The sequence below is a fragment of the Sphingobacterium sp. BIGb0116 genome, assembly GCF_024808035.1.
GTDB classification, from domain to species: domain Bacteria; phylum Bacteroidota; class Bacteroidia; order Sphingobacteriales; family Sphingobacteriaceae; genus Sphingobacterium; species Sphingobacterium paramultivorum.
The window spans coordinates 250,881-267,497 of record NZ_JANUDT010000006.1; the positions used below are offsets into that span (position 1 = coordinate 250,881).

At 33.7% G+C, this 16,617-nt stretch carries 17 protein-coding genes; all 17 read left to right on the top strand.

The genetic code is table 11. The features are described 5' to 3' along the window. Nucleotides 1-152: 152 nt before the first annotated feature. The 17 genes from M2419_RS15985 (at nucleotide 153) to M2419_RS16065 (ending at nucleotide 16,591) form a co-directional block, all read left to right on the top strand. Entirely contained in the window at nucleotides 153-647 is a 495-nt protein-coding gene (locus tag M2419_RS15985) for a hypothetical protein (protein WP_153845388.1), read from the top strand. A gap of 226 nt (nucleotides 648-873) precedes the next feature. After that, nucleotides 874-2,256: a nucleotide sugar dehydrogenase gene (locus tag M2419_RS15990; RefSeq protein WP_259255340.1), complete on the top strand. Its 1,383-nt coding sequence runs from the start codon at nucleotides 874-876 to the stop codon at nucleotides 2,254-2,256. Between the two features lie 83 nt (nucleotides 2,257-2,339). Next, nucleotides 2,340-2,858 carry an ArsR family transcriptional regulator gene (locus M2419_RS15995; protein ID WP_259255341.1) on the top strand — a complete coding sequence of 173 codons (519 nt, stop codon included), beginning with the start codon at nucleotides 2,340-2,342 and terminating at the stop codon, nucleotides 2,856-2,858. 12 nt (nucleotides 2,859-2,870) lie between these two features. Continuing rightward, nucleotides 2,871-3,839: an SDR family oxidoreductase gene (locus M2419_RS16000; RefSeq protein WP_259255342.1), complete on the top strand. Its 969-nt coding sequence runs from the start codon at nucleotides 2,871-2,873 to the stop codon at nucleotides 3,837-3,839. 31 nt (nucleotides 3,840-3,870) lie between these two features. Continuing rightward, on the top strand, nucleotides 3,871-5,154 hold the full coding sequence (locus M2419_RS16005) for a nucleotide sugar dehydrogenase (RefSeq protein WP_259255343.1): 1,284 nt from the start codon (nucleotides 3,871-3,873) through the stop codon (nucleotides 5,152-5,154). Nucleotides 5,155-5,164: 10 nt separating this feature from the next. Beyond that, nucleotides 5,165-6,217, top strand: a complete 1,053-nt coding sequence (gene rfbB / locus M2419_RS16010) for a dTDP-glucose 4,6-dehydratase (protein WP_259255344.1) — start codon at nucleotides 5,165-5,167, stop codon at nucleotides 6,215-6,217. A gap of 1 nt (nucleotide 6,218) precedes the next feature. After that, a complete protein-coding gene (gene rfbC / locus M2419_RS16015; protein WP_259255345.1) occupies nucleotides 6,219-6,773 on the top strand; it encodes a dTDP-4-dehydrorhamnose 3,5-epimerase in 555 nt (184 codons plus the stop codon). A 3-nt stretch (nucleotides 6,774-6,776) separates the two neighbouring features. Next, nucleotides 6,777-7,625, top strand: coding sequence for a dTDP-4-dehydrorhamnose reductase (rfbD, locus tag M2419_RS16020; protein WP_259255346.1), 849 nt, complete (start codon nucleotides 6,777-6,779; stop codon nucleotides 7,623-7,625). Between the two features lie 22 nt (nucleotides 7,626-7,647). Continuing rightward, a complete protein-coding gene (gene rfbA, locus M2419_RS16025; protein WP_259255347.1) occupies nucleotides 7,648-8,508 on the top strand; it encodes a glucose-1-phosphate thymidylyltransferase RfbA in 861 nt (286 codons plus the stop codon). Further along, nucleotides 8,505-8,942, top strand: a complete 438-nt coding sequence (locus M2419_RS16030; RefSeq protein WP_259255348.1) for a serine O-acetyltransferase — start codon at nucleotides 8,505-8,507, stop codon at nucleotides 8,940-8,942. Before rfbA ends, M2419_RS16030 begins: the two co-directional genes overlap by 4 nt. Beyond that, nucleotides 8,932-10,359 (top strand): lipopolysaccharide biosynthesis protein, encoded by a 1,428-nt coding sequence (locus M2419_RS16035; protein WP_259255349.1) that lies wholly within the window; start codon nucleotides 8,932-8,934, stop codon nucleotides 10,357-10,359. Before M2419_RS16030 ends, M2419_RS16035 begins: the two co-directional genes overlap by 11 nt. 53 nt (nucleotides 10,360-10,412) lie before the next feature. Then, nucleotides 10,413-11,744: an O-antigen polymerase gene (locus M2419_RS16040; RefSeq protein WP_259255350.1), complete on the top strand. Its 1,332-nt coding sequence runs from the start codon at nucleotides 10,413-10,415 to the stop codon at nucleotides 11,742-11,744. Further along, nucleotides 11,744-12,844 (top strand): glycosyltransferase family 4 protein, encoded by a 1,101-nt coding sequence (locus tag M2419_RS16045; protein WP_259255351.1) that lies wholly within the window; start codon nucleotides 11,744-11,746, stop codon nucleotides 12,842-12,844. Before M2419_RS16040 ends, M2419_RS16045 begins: the two co-directional genes overlap by 1 nt. After that, nucleotides 12,841-13,719 carry a glycosyltransferase family 2 protein gene (locus M2419_RS16050; protein ID WP_259255352.1) on the top strand — a complete coding sequence of 293 codons (879 nt, stop codon included), beginning with the start codon at nucleotides 12,841-12,843 and terminating at the stop codon, nucleotides 13,717-13,719. The genes M2419_RS16045 and M2419_RS16050 overlap by 4 nt, the downstream gene beginning before the upstream one ends. 90 nt (nucleotides 13,720-13,809) lie before the next feature. Then, nucleotides 13,810-14,622, top strand: a complete 813-nt coding sequence (locus tag M2419_RS16055) for a glycosyltransferase (RefSeq protein ID WP_259255353.1) — start codon at nucleotides 13,810-13,812, stop codon at nucleotides 14,620-14,622. Beyond that, nucleotides 14,619-15,698 (top strand): right-handed parallel beta-helix repeat-containing protein, encoded by a 1,080-nt coding sequence (locus tag M2419_RS16060; RefSeq protein ID WP_259255354.1) that lies wholly within the window; start codon nucleotides 14,619-14,621, stop codon nucleotides 15,696-15,698. Before M2419_RS16055 ends, M2419_RS16060 begins: the two co-directional genes overlap by 4 nt. Beyond that, nucleotides 15,695-16,591, top strand: a complete 897-nt coding sequence (locus M2419_RS16065; protein ID WP_259255355.1) for an NAD-dependent epimerase/dehydratase family protein — start codon at nucleotides 15,695-15,697, stop codon at nucleotides 16,589-16,591. Before M2419_RS16060 ends, M2419_RS16065 begins: the two co-directional genes overlap by 4 nt. Nucleotides 16,592-16,617 lie beyond the last annotated feature (26 nt).

The window sequence follows — 16,617 nt, forward strand, 5'->3', positions numbered from 1 at the left end:
TAAATCTAATAAGCTTTTATTTTCCTAATTGTAAATAAGACCCTAGGGTCTCTGTTTCCGTCTACAATTACTTATTACTTTTGTTATACGCATTTAGAGGAATATCTACGAACGCAAGGATATTGACATTCAGATAGAATGACGAGTTGATTATGATGTATTTATATATATTTCTGTTTATTGCAGTAGCGTATGCTTTATTTCGGTTTTTTTCTTCTAGAAAGAAAAAACCTACTGATGTCTCTATGTATGTTTACTACCGTTTTCAGGATCATCCTGGACAGTATAGTGGTAGTTTCCGAGCAACCCACGGGGCGCTGGTATTTCGGGGCGAGCGATTTCGGGAGGATGTCAATAATATTGTGGTGAAAGACGTCCGATCAACAGACTCCAAGGTAGAAATAAAGCTGCAGCAACTATTGATTCTGCCTTTTAAAGAAAGTGAAAATACTTCTTTTGAAGTATCTGTACGATTCCGGATCGTATCGGATAAAACAAAAGGAATTGATCTAACTAATTATAAAGTCAGGATACAAGGTGTAATTAACTATCAGGATGGGGAAAAGAAAGCATTTAGTACTGTTCTTCCCGTGATGGGCGTATATCATAATCATTCCGAAAAGCCGGGTGATTTGGTCAATAAGTAATTTACGTGTTTTTATTCCATATTAGATACCTATTTAACTCAAAGGAACCCTGCTTGCCGGGGTTTCTTTATTCTTATTCATGGAGATGTTCCACGTGGATTTTACGTTAAGCTTATTATCGTCACTTTCTTTTGACCGCAAATTCGGGGCATATTCCTATCTTTAGCAGAATAATGGTTTGCTGATTAAAAGAAAATTGACTTATAGAAATTAGGCATATAGAAAAATGAAAGAAATAAAGAAAATTGCTTGTATAGGAGCGGGATATGTAGGGGGGCCAACAATGTCAGTTATTGCGCAGATGAATCCTGCTATTCAGGTAACGGTTGTTGACCTGAATCAACAACGCATAGATGCGTGGAATAGCGAGGATCTTAGCCTGCTTCCAATTTATGAGCCTGGTCTTGATGCTGTGGTAGGTGAAGCTCGCGGACGGAATTTGTTTTTTTCGACAAATGTTGAAGCGGCTATTGATGAGGCGGACATGATCTTTATATCCGTCAATACGCCTACAAAAACCTATGGTAAAGGGAAGGGGCAGGCTGCAGATTTAAAATATATTGAATTATGTGCGCGGCAGATTGCTCGGGTTGCTCAGGGCGATAAAATAATTGTTGAGAAATCGACTTTGCCGGTCCGCACGGCTGCAGCATTAAAAAGTATATTGGACGATACAGGGAACGGAGTCAACTTTGCCATTCTCTCCAATCCGGAATTTTTAGCTGAGGGAACAGCCGTTGCGGATTTACACCATCCAGACAGAGTGCTTATTGGTGGTGAAGACGAAGATGCTATTCAGGCGCTGGTGCAAATATATGCCGCCTGGGTTTCACAGGAACGTATACTTACAACCAATTTATGGTCTTCAGAATTATCTAAATTAGTTGCAAATGCTTTTTTGGCCCAACGTGTTTCGTCTATCAATGCGATTTCGGAGTTGTGTGAGGTGACGGGGGCCAATGTGGATGAAGTGTCTCGAGCGATTGGCCATGATAGCCGCATTGGGCACAAATTTCTGAAGGCTTCGGTAGGTTTTGGAGGTTCTTGTTTCCAGAAAGATATTCTCAATCTTGTTTACATCGCACGAAGTTACAATCTGACTGCTGTAGCTGATTACTGGGAACAGGTAATTATTTTAAACGACCATCAAAAATCGCGATTTGCAGAACGGATTATCCAGACCATGTATAATACGGTAAACGGGAAAAAAATTGCCTTTTTAGGCTGGGCTTTTAAAAAAGACACGAACGATACGCGGGAATCTGCTGCTATTTATGTGGCCGATCATCTGTTGGATGAGGAGGCACATCTGGTGGTTTATGATCCAAAAGTGACGGCTGAACAAATTTATAATGATCTAGATTATTTAAAAACTCGCTCAGCTGAGGAGAATCGCCGTTTAGTAACCGTTGTTGATGATCCTTATGAAGCTTTACGCGAGGCGCATGCTGCTACGGTATTAACAGAATGGGATGAGTTTAAGGGGTATGATTGGGCGCTGATTAAAAAAGAGATGAAGAAACCCTCATTCGTATTTGATGGGCGGAAATTATTGGATAGCGCTGGACTGAAAAAATTAGGCTTTGACTATTATGCAATTGGCGAATAAACAATTGATCATTGTTTAACAATAATTTAATTTGATAAATAAAATCAGATTGAGTACTTTTGTTACTCAATCTGAACTATACCATGCTAGACTCTTTAATTACATCCAAGACACGACTGAAGCTACTGATCAAATTTTTTGTATCGGCAAGTAACCAATCACATTTAAGAGGTCTCGCGGATGAGTTTCAAGAATCAACCAATGCCATACGAAAAGAACTGAACCAATTGTCCGAAGCAGGGTATTTAGAAAAGAGTACAGAAAAAAATAAAATCCTATACCGAGCCAACACAAAACATTCTTTATTTGCACCTCTTCAAAAATTAATTCATACCTATTTAGGAATTGATGAAATCGTAGATAATATACTACAGCAAGCGGGAGATATTCAGGAAGTTAGTTTGGTTGGAGATTATGCTGAAGGCGTAGATTCAGGAAAAATTGACGTAGTAGTTTTGGGAGAAAATATAAATCAGGCATATTTATTGCTGTTAGCGGACAAGGTTGGTAAAAAATTGGGAAAGCAGGTCAATCTTTCTTTTCAGAAGACTAGTGAAGAACAACGTTATATTATTTTATATACAAATCATTCTACCATATAATTACTTCAAAAGATGAGTAAAATATTAATCACCGGTGGTGCCGGTTTTATAGGTTCAAATCTCGTAGAGCATTTTTTAGGTAAAAACCATCAAGTTGTGGTATTAGACAATTTTGCTACAGGTCACCGTCACAATATTGCACAACACGAAGGCAATCCAGACTTTACTTTATTTGAAGGAGATATCCGTAACAATGCAGATTGCCAAAAGGCTGTTGTGGGGGTTGATTATGTTCTACATCAGGCAGCGTTGGGGTCAGTTCCGCGTTCTATTAAAGATCCTCAAACTTCCAATGAGGTAAACGTTACAGGTTTCTTAAATATGTTGGTTGCTGCACGTGATGCAGGCGTTAAACGTTTTATTTATGCTGCTTCATCATCAACATATGGCGATTCTGAAAATCTCCCAAAGGTGGAAGATATCATAGGCAAACCATTGTCTCCTTACGCGATTACTAAATATGTAAACGAGTTGTATGCCGATATCTTTTCGAAGACTTATGGCTTAGAAACGATAGGGTTGCGCTACTTCAACGTATTTGGCCGTCGCCAGGATCCTAACGGTGCTTATGCTGCTGTAATTCCATTATTTGTAAAGAAATTTATGAATCATGAAAGTCCAGTAATCAATGGTACTGGCGATTACTCCCGAGACTTTACTTATATCGATAATGTTATTCAGATGAATGAATGTGCGATGACAACAGATAATTGCGCGGCAGTCAATACCGTTTACAATACCGCAGTTGGGGACCGTACGACCTTAAACCAATTGGTTGGATATCTAAAAGAATTTTTAACAGAATACGATGCTGAAATTGCGAAGGTAGAGATTATTCATGGGCCCAATAGACAGGGAGATATTCCACATTCGTTGGCGTCAATTGACAAAGCCCGTCAATTATTAAACTACGAGCCTACTCACGTGATCCGAGAAGGTCTTAAAGAGGCTGTAAAGTGGTATTGGGATAACTTAAAATAAGAAATTAATCAATTAAAATAGATAAAACGAGATGAAAAAAATAGCTGTCATTGGATTAGGTTATGTAGGCTTACCCTTAGCGAGACTGTTTGCAACAAAATTTCCAGTATTAGGATTTGATATCAACCAAAAACGTATTGATGAATTGCGTTCGGGTAAAGATTTAACTTTAGAAGTGGAAGATGATATTCTTCAGGCAGCCTTAGTGGATGAAAATCCATTTTCTGCGAATACAGCAGGTTTGTACTGCTCAAACCAACTGGCAGATATTGAAGATGCAAATTTTTATGTGGTTACTGTTCCTACACCGGTAGATAAAAACAATCGTCCTGACCTAACACCGCTATATAAAGCGTCAGAAACTGTAGGTAAAGTGCTTAAAAAAGGCGATATCGTTGTTTATGAATCTACAGTCTACCCTGGCGTTACAGAGGAAGAATGTATTCCAGTTTTAGAAAAGATTTCAGGCTTAAAATTTAACGAAGATTTCTTTGCAGGCTATTCCCCAGAACGCATTAATCCAGGAGATAAACAACATACCGTTGAGAAGATATTAAAAGTAACCTCGGGTTCTACTCCAGCGATTGGAGAGGAAGTCGATTCGGTATATAAAGAGGTTATTACTGCAGGTACACACTTAGCACCATGTATTAAAGTTGCGGAGGCTGCTAAAGTGATTGAGAATTCGCAACGCGATATAAATATCGCTTTTGTCAATGAGTTGGCGAAGATTTTTAATATTTTGAACATTGATACTCATGCCGTATTGGAAGCAGCAGGTACCAAATGGAACTTTTTGCCGTTTAAACCAGGACTGGTTGGCGGACACTGTATTGGTGTAGATCCTTATTATTTGGCTCAGAAAGCACAAGAACATGGTTATCATCCAGAGATTATTTTGGCAGGTCGACGTTTAAATGATTCTATGGGTGAGTATGTAGCTTCTCAGGTTGTTAAAACAATGATCAAAAAGGGAATTAATGTCAATGGTGCCGAAGTATTAATGCTAGGCGTAACATTTAAAGAGAATTGTCCCGATGTTCGCAATACCAAGATTGTAGATGTCATCCGAGCTCTAGAAGATTATGGAATCAAAGTAACTACATATGATCATTGGGCAAATCCTGCTGAAGTTGCTCATGAGTATGGTATTCAAAGTACAACTGATTTGCCAAAGACAAAATTTGATGCTATTGTATTAGGAGTTGCTCACAATGAATTTTTAAATATTGATTTTGAAATTTTAAAAAAGGAAAACTCAATTATTTACGACGTAAAAGGAGTTGTATCAGAATTAGCGGATTCTCGTTTATAAACTTGTACAAATGAAGAAAACAATAATTATTACAGGTGGAGCGGGATTTATAGGTTCGCACGTTGTTCGGGAGTTTGTACTTAAATATCCTGAATATCATATTGTTAATCTCGATGCATTAACATATGCGGGCAATTTGGCTAATTTAAGGGATATCGAGCATTTACCGAATTATACTTTTGTAAAAGTGGATATTACGGACGCAGAGAGAGTTTTATCTACGTTTAAGGAATATCAACCTGATGGAGTTATTCATTTGGCAGCTGAATCACATGTAGATCGATCAATTACGGATCCATTGGCATTTGTAATGACAAATGTTATTGGCACCGTCAATTTATTAAACGCTGTCAAGGTAATTTGGGGAGGCAATTTCGAGGGGAAACGTTTTCATCACGTCTCTACAGACGAAGTTTATGGTACATTGGGCGAAACCGGCTTATTCACTGAAGAAACGTCTTATGATCCACATTCACCATATTCTGCTTCAAAGGCTTCTTCAGATCATTTTGTCCGTGCCTACCATGATACCTATGGATTACCCGTCGTTTTGACCAACTGTTCAAATAATTATGGACCAAACCATTTTCCGGAAAAGTTGATCCCACTATGTATTCACAATATCTTAAATAATAAACCGTTGCCGATCTATGGTGATGGAAAATTTACGAGAGATTGGTTATTTGTGATAGATCACGCTCGAGCAATAGATTTGGTGTTCCATAATGGTAAAAATGGAGATTCCTATAATGTCGGCGGCTTTAATGAGTGGAAAAATATTGATTTGGTGAAGGAACTTTGTAAGCAAGTGGATGAAAAGCTTGGAAGAGCACAGGGTACTTCTGCGCAACTGATTACTTTTGTTAAAGATCGTCCGGGTCATGATTTGCGCTATGCTATTGATGCATCGAAGATCAACCGAGAATTGGGTTACCACCCATCCGTTACGTTTGAAGAGGGACTTTCCAAAACCATTGATTGGTACCTAAATAATCAAGAATGGTTAGATCAAGTCACTTCAGGAGGATATCAAAATTATTACCAACAACAATACCAGGGTTGATATGAAAGTTACAGAGACAAAATTGAAGGGCTGTTTTATCTTGGAGCCAATAAAATATGGCGATAGTCGAGGGTATTTTTTCGAGAGCTTTAATGATAAAACCTTTCGTTCGCTTACTGGCACGGAGACAAATTTTGTTCAAGACAATCAATCCTTTTCTTCAAAAGGCGTTTTAAGAGGACTTCATGCGCAAAGTGGAGAAAATGCACAGGCAAAATTGGTCCGCGTACTTAGCGGTACAGTATTGGACGTTGCGGTTGACGTACGTCCAAATTCACCTACATTCGGTGAATATATTGCTGTAGAGCTTTCGGAGGAAAATAATCTTCAGCTTTTTATTCCTCGAGGTTTTTTACATGGATTTGTTGTCCTGAGTGATACGGCTACGTTTTTTTATAAATGTGATAACTTTTACAACAAGGAATCAGAGTGTGGTATTCACCCATTTGATTCTACTGTTGGCGTTGATTGGCAGCTTCCTGAGGAAGAATTGATCCTTTCAGATAAGGACAAAGAAGCTCCAAGTTTCAAGGAGGTATTTAGTGCTAACATATAAAATATGAAAATACTTGTTACAGGTGCATCTGGTCAATTAGGATCGGAAATTAAAGAGCTCAGTGTCAACTATACAGATGATACTTTTATCTTCGTAGATCGCGAAGAAATGGCTTTAGATAATTTGACACAAGTTTTGAGTGTTATTGAAACTATTGATCCAGATTTAATTATCAGCGGCGGAGCGTATACAGCGGTAGATAAAGCAGAGTCGGAAGCTGAATTGGTGGATGTTATTAACCATCAAGCTGTAGCAACAATGGCTCAATGGGCTAAGCAAAACAATAGGAAGCTTATCCATATCTCGACGGATTATGTATTTCAAGGAATTAGTAGCACAGCTTTAAAAGAAGATGAGCCAACAAATCCAATTAATGTATATGGCTTAAGCAAACAAAAAGGTGAGGAAGCTATAATCACTTCTGGAGCTGATGCTATTATCATTCGTACTGCTTGGGTTTATTCTAGCTATGGGGCTAATTTTGTAAAGACAATGATCCGGTTAATGACCGATCGAGAAGAAATTTCTGTTATTGGAGACCAAGTAGGATCGCCCACTTATGCGCATGATTTAGCACAAGTTATTTTGGAGATTGCGCATAGTGAAAAGTGGGCTAAAGGTATATACCATTTTTCTAACGAAGGTGAAATTTCTTGGTATGATTTCGCAGTTGCTATCAAAGAATTGAAGAATTTGGCCTGTCATGTTAGACCAATTACTACAGCGGAATATCCTACTGCTGCAAAGCGTCCTAGTTATTCATTACTGGATAAGACAAAAATTAAACAAACTTTTGGAGTCGCTGTTCCCGAATGGAAGCAGAGCCTATCCAATATGTTAGCGAAAATATAAATTACAACAAGCATAAAGAAACATGAAAGGAATAATTCTAGCAGGGGGATCAGGTACAAGATTACACCCATTGACATTGGCTGTTTCGAAGCAATTGATGCCGGTGTATGATAAACCAATGATTTATTATCCATTGTCTACCCTTATGCTTGCAGGAATAAATGAAATCCTTATTATTTCTACCCCGCAAGATTTGCCAAATTTTCAAAAATTACTTGGCGATGGGTCTCAAATTGGCTGTAGGTTTTCATACAAGGAGCAACCAAGTCCAGATGGTTTAGCGCAGGCTTTTATTTTGGGCGAAGAGTTTATTGGGAAGGAGAAAGTTGCACTGATCTTAGGGGATAATATATTTCATGGATCTGGTATGTCCAAGTTGCTACAATCTTGTGCAGATCCTGACGGTGGAGTAGTATTTGCTTACCCTGTGCATGATCCGGAACGATATGGTGTAGTAGAATTTGATCAGGATAAGAGTGTGGTTTCTATCGAGGAGAAGCCAAAAGAACCTAAATCAAGTTATGCTGTTCCTGGTATCTATTTTTATGATAATGACGTTGTAGAGATTGCGAAAAATATTGAACCATCACCAAGAGGAGAACTTGAAATTACAGACGTGAATAAAGAATATTTGAAACGTGGTAAGTTGAAGGTTGGAGTTTTTGATCGAGGAACGGCATGGTTAGATACAGGCACAATACAATCGCTCATGCAGGCTGGGCAATTTGTTCAGGTCATTGAAGAGCGACAAGGTATGAAAATTGGAGCCATTGAAGAGGTTGCCTATCGTATGGGGTACATTGATGCTAATCAATTAAAGACGATTGCTGAGCCCCTTAAAAAATCGGGTTATGGAGATTACTTGTTAACATTGGATAAATGAAAGAACCAAATTTAATAATGAAGTGTATACGACTGATGGCATTGTTAAAGCGAAATAATATTCCAATTTTGCCTAAAGCTATGCAGTGGTTTATTCGTATTATATGTTCTGCTGATGTACCAGTGAATATTTGTATTGGTGAAAATACAGTTTTAAAACATAACGGATTAGGTGTTGTATTGCATGAGAAAGCTATTATTGGAGCAAATGTGACAATTATGCAAAATGTAACAATTGGCGGAAGAAACGGAAGAGGTGCGCCTCGGATTGATAATAATGTTTTCATAGGTTCAGGTGCATGTGTACTTGGAGATATTATTATTGGTAAGAATTCTATGATTGGTGCAAATGCCGTAGTTATTAATGATGTACCTGAGAATGCTGTGGTTGGAGGAATTCCCGCTAAAGTTTTGAAATATAAAGATGAAAAATAGAAAACTTTTTTTTGATTCTATGTGGTCGATGTTTACGCACATATTTTCATTATTTATAGTGCTTTTCTCAAATATTATACTTGCCAGATTGATGTCACCTCAAGAATTTGGTGAATTTGGAATTGTAATGTTTTTCGTTTCAGTCTTTAATATATTTACTGATGGAGGTCTATCTGGAGCGTTAGTAAGAAAATTAGATAAGAATGAAAACGATTATTCAACTGTCTTTACTTATAATTTAGTTGTCAGTATTGTATTATTTATTCTAATATCATGTTCTTCTGGTTATATTTCTGATTTTTATAATAATCAACAACTTAAAAAACCAATAATATTTGCTGCGTCAATATTGATTATTTCCTCTTTTCAGACTATACAGAATGTAAAATTCTTGCAAGATTTAGAATTTAAAAAGCGCTCAATTTTAAATCTCATTTCAACTTTATTTGGAGTGTTATTCGGTTTAACTCTAGCCTATGTATTTAAAATGGAACTTTGGGCATTGATTTCAATACCATTATTTACAGTTATTTGTCAAACCTTCCTCTACAATTTATATAAGGGTTTCTATTTTAATATTAATTTTTATAAAAAATCATTTAAAGAGTTATTTGGGTTTGGTGTTAATACCACTTTAGTTTCCGTATTGAATTTAGGATTTGAAAATATTTACCAATTAGTAATAGGTAAAGTTTTCAGTATTACACAAGTGGGGTATTTTTATCAAGCAAAAAAGATGCAGGATGTGCCAAATAATGTTGTTAATAATCTAGCGCAAGGAGTTTTTTTCTCAACATTATCAAAATCTCAAGACAATATAGGTGAACTTATAAAGACTTATAACCTGATCTCTAAAACATTCATATGGTTAATGGGATTAGCTGTGTTGATAATTTTAATATTTGGTAAAGACATTATCTTATTTTTATTAGGTGAAAATTGGTTAGGTTCTGTTTTTTATATCAAATTACTGATTGTTGGATCTATGTTTTATACACAGGAATTGATAAATAAAATGATTTTTAAAGTTTTTAATAAGACTGGGAAATTATTGAAGCTTGAAATTGTGAAAAAAATAGTACAGGTATTGACTTTGGTGTTAGGCGTGTACCTGAAAAGAATTGATTACTTACTGTATGGATATATTTTTACAAATGCCTTTAGCTATTTTTTAAATTATTATTATACCTCGCGCATTATAAATATAGGCAATAAGGAGCTATACTTTTTAGGTAAAATCTGTTTAATTCTATTTTCTATTTTTATTATTTACTACAACGTTACGATTTATTTATATAATAATGATCGTTCATACATCCAATTATTCGGAGTTATTCTTGTATCACTTTACTTCGTTATTTCGAAAGCCTTAGGTTTATTTAATCTTAAAAGCGTATTTGCTGTAATCAAGAAGTAATATTAGAATATTTATAAGAATTTTAAAATTAATGCAATATAAAAACAGATAATATGGAAGCTATAATTTTACTTTTAACAATTGTATTATACTTTCTTGCACCTAATAATTATGACTTTTTTTACTGCTGTGTTTTATTAATATTATTTGTTTTTTCAGCATACAGAGCAATTAAGATTAGTATGGTTGAACAAAATTATGTCAACTTCACTTTCTTTTTTACTATTAGCTTTTTCTTTGTAAATTTCTTCTATCCAGTTTTTATTTTTCCTTTTGATAAGTATTATTTTTTGGTTTTTAGTCGCTTTAAATTTAATGAAGATGTCATTACTAAAGCTACATCTTTAGCTTTGGTTGGTTATACAAGCTTTGTATTTGGAATAAAATCAATTTTTTCTCAAAAAAGAGCGAAAAAAATTGAGAGACCTTATATTAATGAAAAGGTTATTATAAATAATTCGTTTAAAATATATTTAATATTTTCATGGGCGTTTACTGGTATAGTTTTCCTAATTGCGAAAGACGGTATTTTAGCAAGGAGCTCGGATGCTTTTTTTAATATTGAGCCATCATTATTGGTTATAAATCAGTGTTTTATTAATTTGCTTATTATTTTTACCTTTTATTTGAGGAAGTCATTTTTCAATCTGTCAATCGTTTTTATCTATATTTTCGTATTCATTTTTGTAGGTGATAGAGGTCCTGCTGTTCAAACAAGTTTAGTGTTGTTGATTTCTTATAGTATATTTTATAAAAAGATTTCAAGATTAAAATTATTCCTTTCCGTATTAATTGGATTTGTTGGTTTAACCATTATTTCCTCAATACGAGGAAGAGAGGGAAGTACTAATAATATAAGTTCTGTGCAATATAATAATTACTACGATTTCGCTATGGATCTTATTGTAAACAATAGGAATCTATATGCAGGATATGACTATGTTGAGAAATATGGGTTAAATTATGGGAGTAGCTCTCTACCATATATATTTGCTCCAATACCTAAACTACCTTCTCTAATAACAACGACATTCTTTGATTCTACACCTCAGGAATTATCAACAGGAACTATTTTGACTAACGATGTAAATGCTACTTGGGGCCTTGGAACTAATTTAATTATTGATATTTATATGCAATTTGATATTATTGGAGTGATAGCCCTTATGTTTGGTCTGGGATATATTGTTACTAAATTGGAACTTAATGTTACGAATAAGCTCTTTAGTACGATATGTTACATTTTTATTTTTAGCTTTTCGGTATATATGACACGATCGAGCTTATTCGATAGTGTGCGATATATTTCATGGGCAGCTGTAATATATTTTGGAATAATTAGCTTGTATAAGCCATTCTTAATATCTAAAAATCAACTCAAATAATGAAAATATTATTAGTCAACAATACGATCTTTTATGAAAAAGATGAGGAATTGTATTTAAATAAAGAGACGGGAAATTTTTTTTGTAAACTGAAAAATATCGGAAATGAAATAAGTCTTTTCCAAATTAGTCAGTTAAAAACTGAAAAAGATAATTTTGCAAACTTTAGTATAAGTAACAAAGGAATGCATGTATATGAGGTTAAAAGGCGAAAAAGCCGAATTTTTGCTTTTTTCAAGGCATTTTTCGTTGTTCAAAAGGCTATTCTCAGAAATGACTTCATTTATATTTTCTATCCTGGACCTATTTGTAAAGTAATAAGTATACTGTGCATTTTATATAGAAAACCTTTCGGATTATATGTAAGGGGAGAACAGGGTATCTCTACAGCAGTTTCTAAATTTATTTTGAAAAGGGCATCGAATGTCTTTACCATTTCTCCAAAATTTACACAGAGTATTTTAGAATTTAATAAAAGAGTATATACCATTAGACCGATGATTGGATTTAATGAAGATGACATTGTTATTGAACGAAAAATTAATTTATCAGAGCAAATTGAATTACTTTATGTAGGTAGGTTAGTTTATGATAAAGGGCTTTTTGAACTTATTGATGCTCTAGAAGTTTTATTTAAAAAAGGAGTAAATGTTTTTCTGAATTTAGTTGGTGGGGGAACGGATTATGATAACTTGCTTCATGTTGTTAAAGAAAAGGGGCTTATCGAGCGTGTAAAGTTTCACGGTATGATTTCTGAGAAGAAAGACCTGGTAGAATTATATAAATCATGTAATGTTTTTGTGTTGCCTACTTACCATGAGGGTTTTCCGCGTGTGCTATATGAGGCGATGATAATGCGTATACCAATCATTACTACTTTCGTAGGGACTATCAATTTTTTAATGACTGACGAGTATAACTGCCTACAAATCCTTCCTAAAAGTGTAGATAGTATCGTGGAAAATATTGAAAAACTAATTAATGATCCTGTTTTGGGCCAAGTAATTGCAGATAATGGAGCAAATACTATCGCAAAATATTTATATGATAAAAAAATGGATCATTCAGAGCAATTAAATTCGAATTTGGTGAAAATATGAAAAAGGTAAGTGTAATTATACCGTTTTATTCTAATATTTCTTGGTTAGATGAAGCTGTTGATAGTGTTCTGGAGCAGACATTTCAGGATTTCGAAATTATAGTGGTAAATGATGGTTCTCCAGAGGATGATAGTATTTTTGTTGCAAAATATCATAATAGAATTAGATACTTTAAGACAGAAAACAAAGGGCCTGCTCATGCACGTAATTTTGGAATAAAAGTAGCGATTGGTGAGTTTTTAGCATTCTTAGACTCAGATGATCTTTGGATGCCTTCTAAGCTAGAAAAACAAGTCAAATTAATGTCTGAAACAGAATTAGTATGGTCTCATACAAAGTACAGTCTATTTGATGAGGTTGAAAATAAATCAAGAAGAGAATATAAAGATATTGAAAATGAAGATTTCAAAGGAAATGTTTATCCTTTATGTTTGACTAAATTGAATATTGGAACTCCATGCGTTATGATTAGAAGAGATTACTTGTTGAAAAATCCACTTATTAGATTTTCAGAAAATATGAGATTCGGTCAAGATGGTTTTTTTTGGATGCTATTAGCTATAGATAATAATTTGGGATATCTAGATGAATCATTGACCTTAGTAAGAGTTCGTGGAACAAATGCTGTCCAAAGAGCAAGAGTACATCTATATGTGAGAGCAAATTTGTATAACAATTTAATAAAAAAAATAGATTCGTTTTTTCCAAATGTTAAAATCAGTAAAATAATAAAAATTACCTACTTATACTGTTTTTCTATGAATTCTTTAATAGATAAAATCTTTGGAAAGGGAAATTACAGAAATAGATATTCCGAATTTTTGTCGAAGATACTTTATTTACCTGCCTATTTTGCTTTTAAACTAATTGGATAACCGTGTTTTAGTATGACTTTCTGCTCTCAATTTGCCATTAAGAATACTGAATTAATATAAAATGATATTTGAATAATAATAAGATGGACAATGATTAATTTATCAATCGTATTGTATAATACTCCGAAACAAGATATTGAGAATATCTTTAGTTCTTTGGAGTATGTGAAATCTTTATATAAATTGTATGTTATTGATAATTCTCCTAAAGATCTACTTAGAAATTATTTTATAGATAAACCTCACATTATCTATAGACATAATCCAAGTAACCCAGGTTTTGGTGCATCTCACAATATTGCATTGGAGATTTCTATTAAAGAAAGTGTAGATTTTCATTTTGTTATCAATCCCGATGTATATTTTAAAGATGATGTGATCACTAGAATGGTGAAATATATGGTAGATCATACAGATGTTGGAATGATGATGCCTGAGATTTTAAATTTAGATGGATCTATTCAAAGTTTACCGAAACTTTTACCATCTCCTCTCAGTATTATTTTGAGAAAGCTGCAGAAACCTAAATTTATTTACAACAAATTTATAGACAATTATGAATTGAGATCTGTGGAAAAGAATGTGATTTATAATGCCCCAATATTATCAGGATGTTTTACATTATTTAGGGTTTCTGCATTAAAAGATATCGGTCTTTATGATGATAATTTTTTTATGTATTTTGAAGATTGGGACATATCGAGGAGAATGCATAGAAAGTACAAAACTGTTTACTTCCCAAAAGTATCTATATTTCATGGTTATGAATCTGGTGCAAATAAGAGTAGTAGATTGTTTAAAATATTTTTAAAATCTGCAAAGTTTTATTTTAATAAATGGGGCTGGATTTTTGATAGGGAAAGAGTTGAAGTTAATAAAAACACATTAAATCAGTTCAAATGAAAAAGTTAATCTTGTTTATATTTGTAATCTTTTGCACAGTTATTTCAAATGCGCAAGGATTTAGCATAAAAAAGCTTAGTCAGCAAACTATAAATAGAAATCTTAATAAAAGCGCGTATTCTATAGAATATAGTAAATATCAAGCTTCGGCATTTGCCGTTGAAAATGAATTGCCCAAAAATTTTAAAAGGGATGGATCAGTTGATTATACAGCAAGTATCCAAAGAGCATTAAATAATAATGACGTTGTTATTCTTCCAAATTTTCCAGTGTTAATAGCTGATAAAGGATTAGTTCTTCGAAGTAATCAAGTTCTATTATTTCAACCAAACTCTATTTTGAAATTAAAGTCCACTTCAAAACCTGGTTATAATATATTATCAATCGTTAATGTTTCTAATGTTAAAGTATTTTATGCTAATATAGAAGGTGATAAATATTCTCATCTAGCAAAAGATGGACAATGGGGTTTTGGTATAACTATTAAAAGTTCAAAAAATATCATTTTGTATTCTCCATACATTAAAAGGACTTGGGGTGATGGCATTTATGTAGGGCAATCAAATAATATACCGAGTGAAAAAATATTTATTTATAATGCCGTCATTGATGATGTAAGAAGAAATGGTATCTCAATTACATCCGCCAAAGATATTGATATTACTAATTGCTATATAGCAAATACAAATGGGAATAGCCCTGAGAGTGGGTTGGACATTGAGCCTAATTCATTTAATGATATTATAGAAAATGTAAATATTAGAAATTTGAACACTTATAATAACAAATGGTCAGGTTTATTAATTGTGTTGGAGCAATTTAAATCTAATAAGGATAAAACCATTTCAATAAATATTGACGGGCACAATGATAATGGTTCTAAAAATGCTGCTGCCTTCCATGGATACAAAAATTCACAATATAATAATCTGTCTGGAACGATAAGTTTGGCTAACACAAATTACCGCAATAATTCTCAAAAAACGCTTTTATATAAAACTAGTATGTCTAAGTTGATGTTAAAAACATCAGATAAAGATTTAGAGAATAAATTCAATTCTTTCAAAAGAAAATGAAAATTATAATAACTGGAATTTCAGGTTTTGTAGGTCAAAACTTAAATACGTATTTGCATCAAATGGGTAATGAAATTATACCACTTTCATTAAGAGACCCGGTATGGGAAGAAAATTTCCCAGCGACTGCTATAGCTCTTATACATTTGGCTGGTAAAGCCCACGATACATCTAATACATCTAAACCTGAGGATTATTTAATTATCAATCGCGATTTGACAATTAAATTGTTTAATAAATTTCTTAAATCTGAAATCCGTGATTTTATTTATTTTTCATCGGTGAAAGCGGTAGCTGATTCCTTAGAAGGAGTTTTACACGAGAACTTCGCTGCAAATCCTTTAACGCCGTATGGGAAATCTAAAATAGAAGCTGAAAAATATCTACTTGGACAAAAACTACCAATGGGTAAAAGATTGTTTATTATAAGACCTTGTATGATTCATGGGCCTGGTAATAAGGGGAATCTCAATTTAATGTATAAAGTTGTGAAGAAAGGTATTCCATGGCCGTTGGCTGCATTTCACAATCAACGCTCATTTTTAAGTATAGATAACTTAAGCTTTTTGGTTGAAAAAATGATAAACAAAGTAGAGTTGACATCAGGTATATATAATTTTGCTGACGATAATGCATTGTCAACAAATGAACTAGTAAATTTAATATCTGGAACATTGGGTCAAAAAACAAAATTGTGGGCTATTCCTCCTCTTATAGTAAAACTAGTTGCAAAAATTGGCGATTATTTACCATTTCCGCTGAATTCGGAACGGCTAAAAAAGCTAACTGAATCTTATTTAGTTTCGAATAGTAAAATTAAAAAAGACTTGCAAATTACAAATTTACCTATATCGTCAAAGGATGGATTAATAAAAACTTTTCGATCTTTTTAGAGAATTGAAAGGTGTTTAAAAAGTTA

Coding starts and splice junctions, on each gene's coding strand:
- M2419_RS16055 (WP_259255353.1), top strand. CDS start 13,810: ATGATTAATTTATCAATCGTATTGTATAATACTCCGAAACAAGATATT.
- rfbA (WP_259255347.1), top strand. CDS start 7,648: ATGAAAGGAATAATTCTAGCAGGGGGATCAGGTACAAGATTACACCCA.
- M2419_RS16060 (WP_259255354.1), top strand. CDS start 14,619: ATGAAAAAGTTAATCTTGTTTATATTTGTAATCTTTTGCACAGTTATT.
- rfbB (WP_259255344.1), top strand. CDS start 5,165: ATGAAGAAAACAATAATTATTACAGGTGGAGCGGGATTTATAGGTTCG.
- M2419_RS16045 (WP_259255351.1), top strand. CDS start 11,744: ATGAAAATATTATTAGTCAACAATACGATCTTTTATGAAAAAGATGAG.
- M2419_RS16035 (WP_259255349.1), top strand. CDS start 8,932: ATGAAAAATAGAAAACTTTTTTTTGATTCTATGTGGTCGATGTTTACG.
- rfbD (WP_259255346.1), top strand. CDS start 6,777: ATGAAAATACTTGTTACAGGTGCATCTGGTCAATTAGGATCGGAAATT.
- M2419_RS15995 (WP_259255341.1), top strand. CDS start 2,340: ATGCTAGACTCTTTAATTACATCCAAGACACGACTGAAGCTACTGATC.
- rfbC (WP_259255345.1), top strand. CDS start 6,219: ATGAAAGTTACAGAGACAAAATTGAAGGGCTGTTTTATCTTGGAGCCA.
- M2419_RS15990 (WP_259255340.1), top strand. CDS start 874: ATGAAAGAAATAAAGAAAATTGCTTGTATAGGAGCGGGATATGTAGGG.
- M2419_RS16030 (WP_259255348.1), top strand. CDS start 8,505: ATGAAAGAACCAAATTTAATAATGAAGTGTATACGACTGATGGCATTG.
- M2419_RS16000 (WP_259255342.1), top strand. CDS start 2,871: ATGAGTAAAATATTAATCACCGGTGGTGCCGGTTTTATAGGTTCAAAT.
- M2419_RS16050 (WP_259255352.1), top strand. CDS start 12,841: ATGAAAAAGGTAAGTGTAATTATACCGTTTTATTCTAATATTTCTTGG.
- M2419_RS16065 (WP_259255355.1), top strand. CDS start 15,695: ATGAAAATTATAATAACTGGAATTTCAGGTTTTGTAGGTCAAAACTTA.
- M2419_RS16040 (WP_259255350.1), top strand. CDS start 10,413: ATGGAAGCTATAATTTTACTTTTAACAATTGTATTATACTTTCTTGCA.
- M2419_RS16005 (WP_259255343.1), top strand. CDS start 3,871: ATGAAAAAAATAGCTGTCATTGGATTAGGTTATGTAGGCTTACCCTTA.
- M2419_RS15985 (WP_153845388.1), top strand. CDS start 153: ATGATGTATTTATATATATTTCTGTTTATTGCAGTAGCGTATGCTTTA.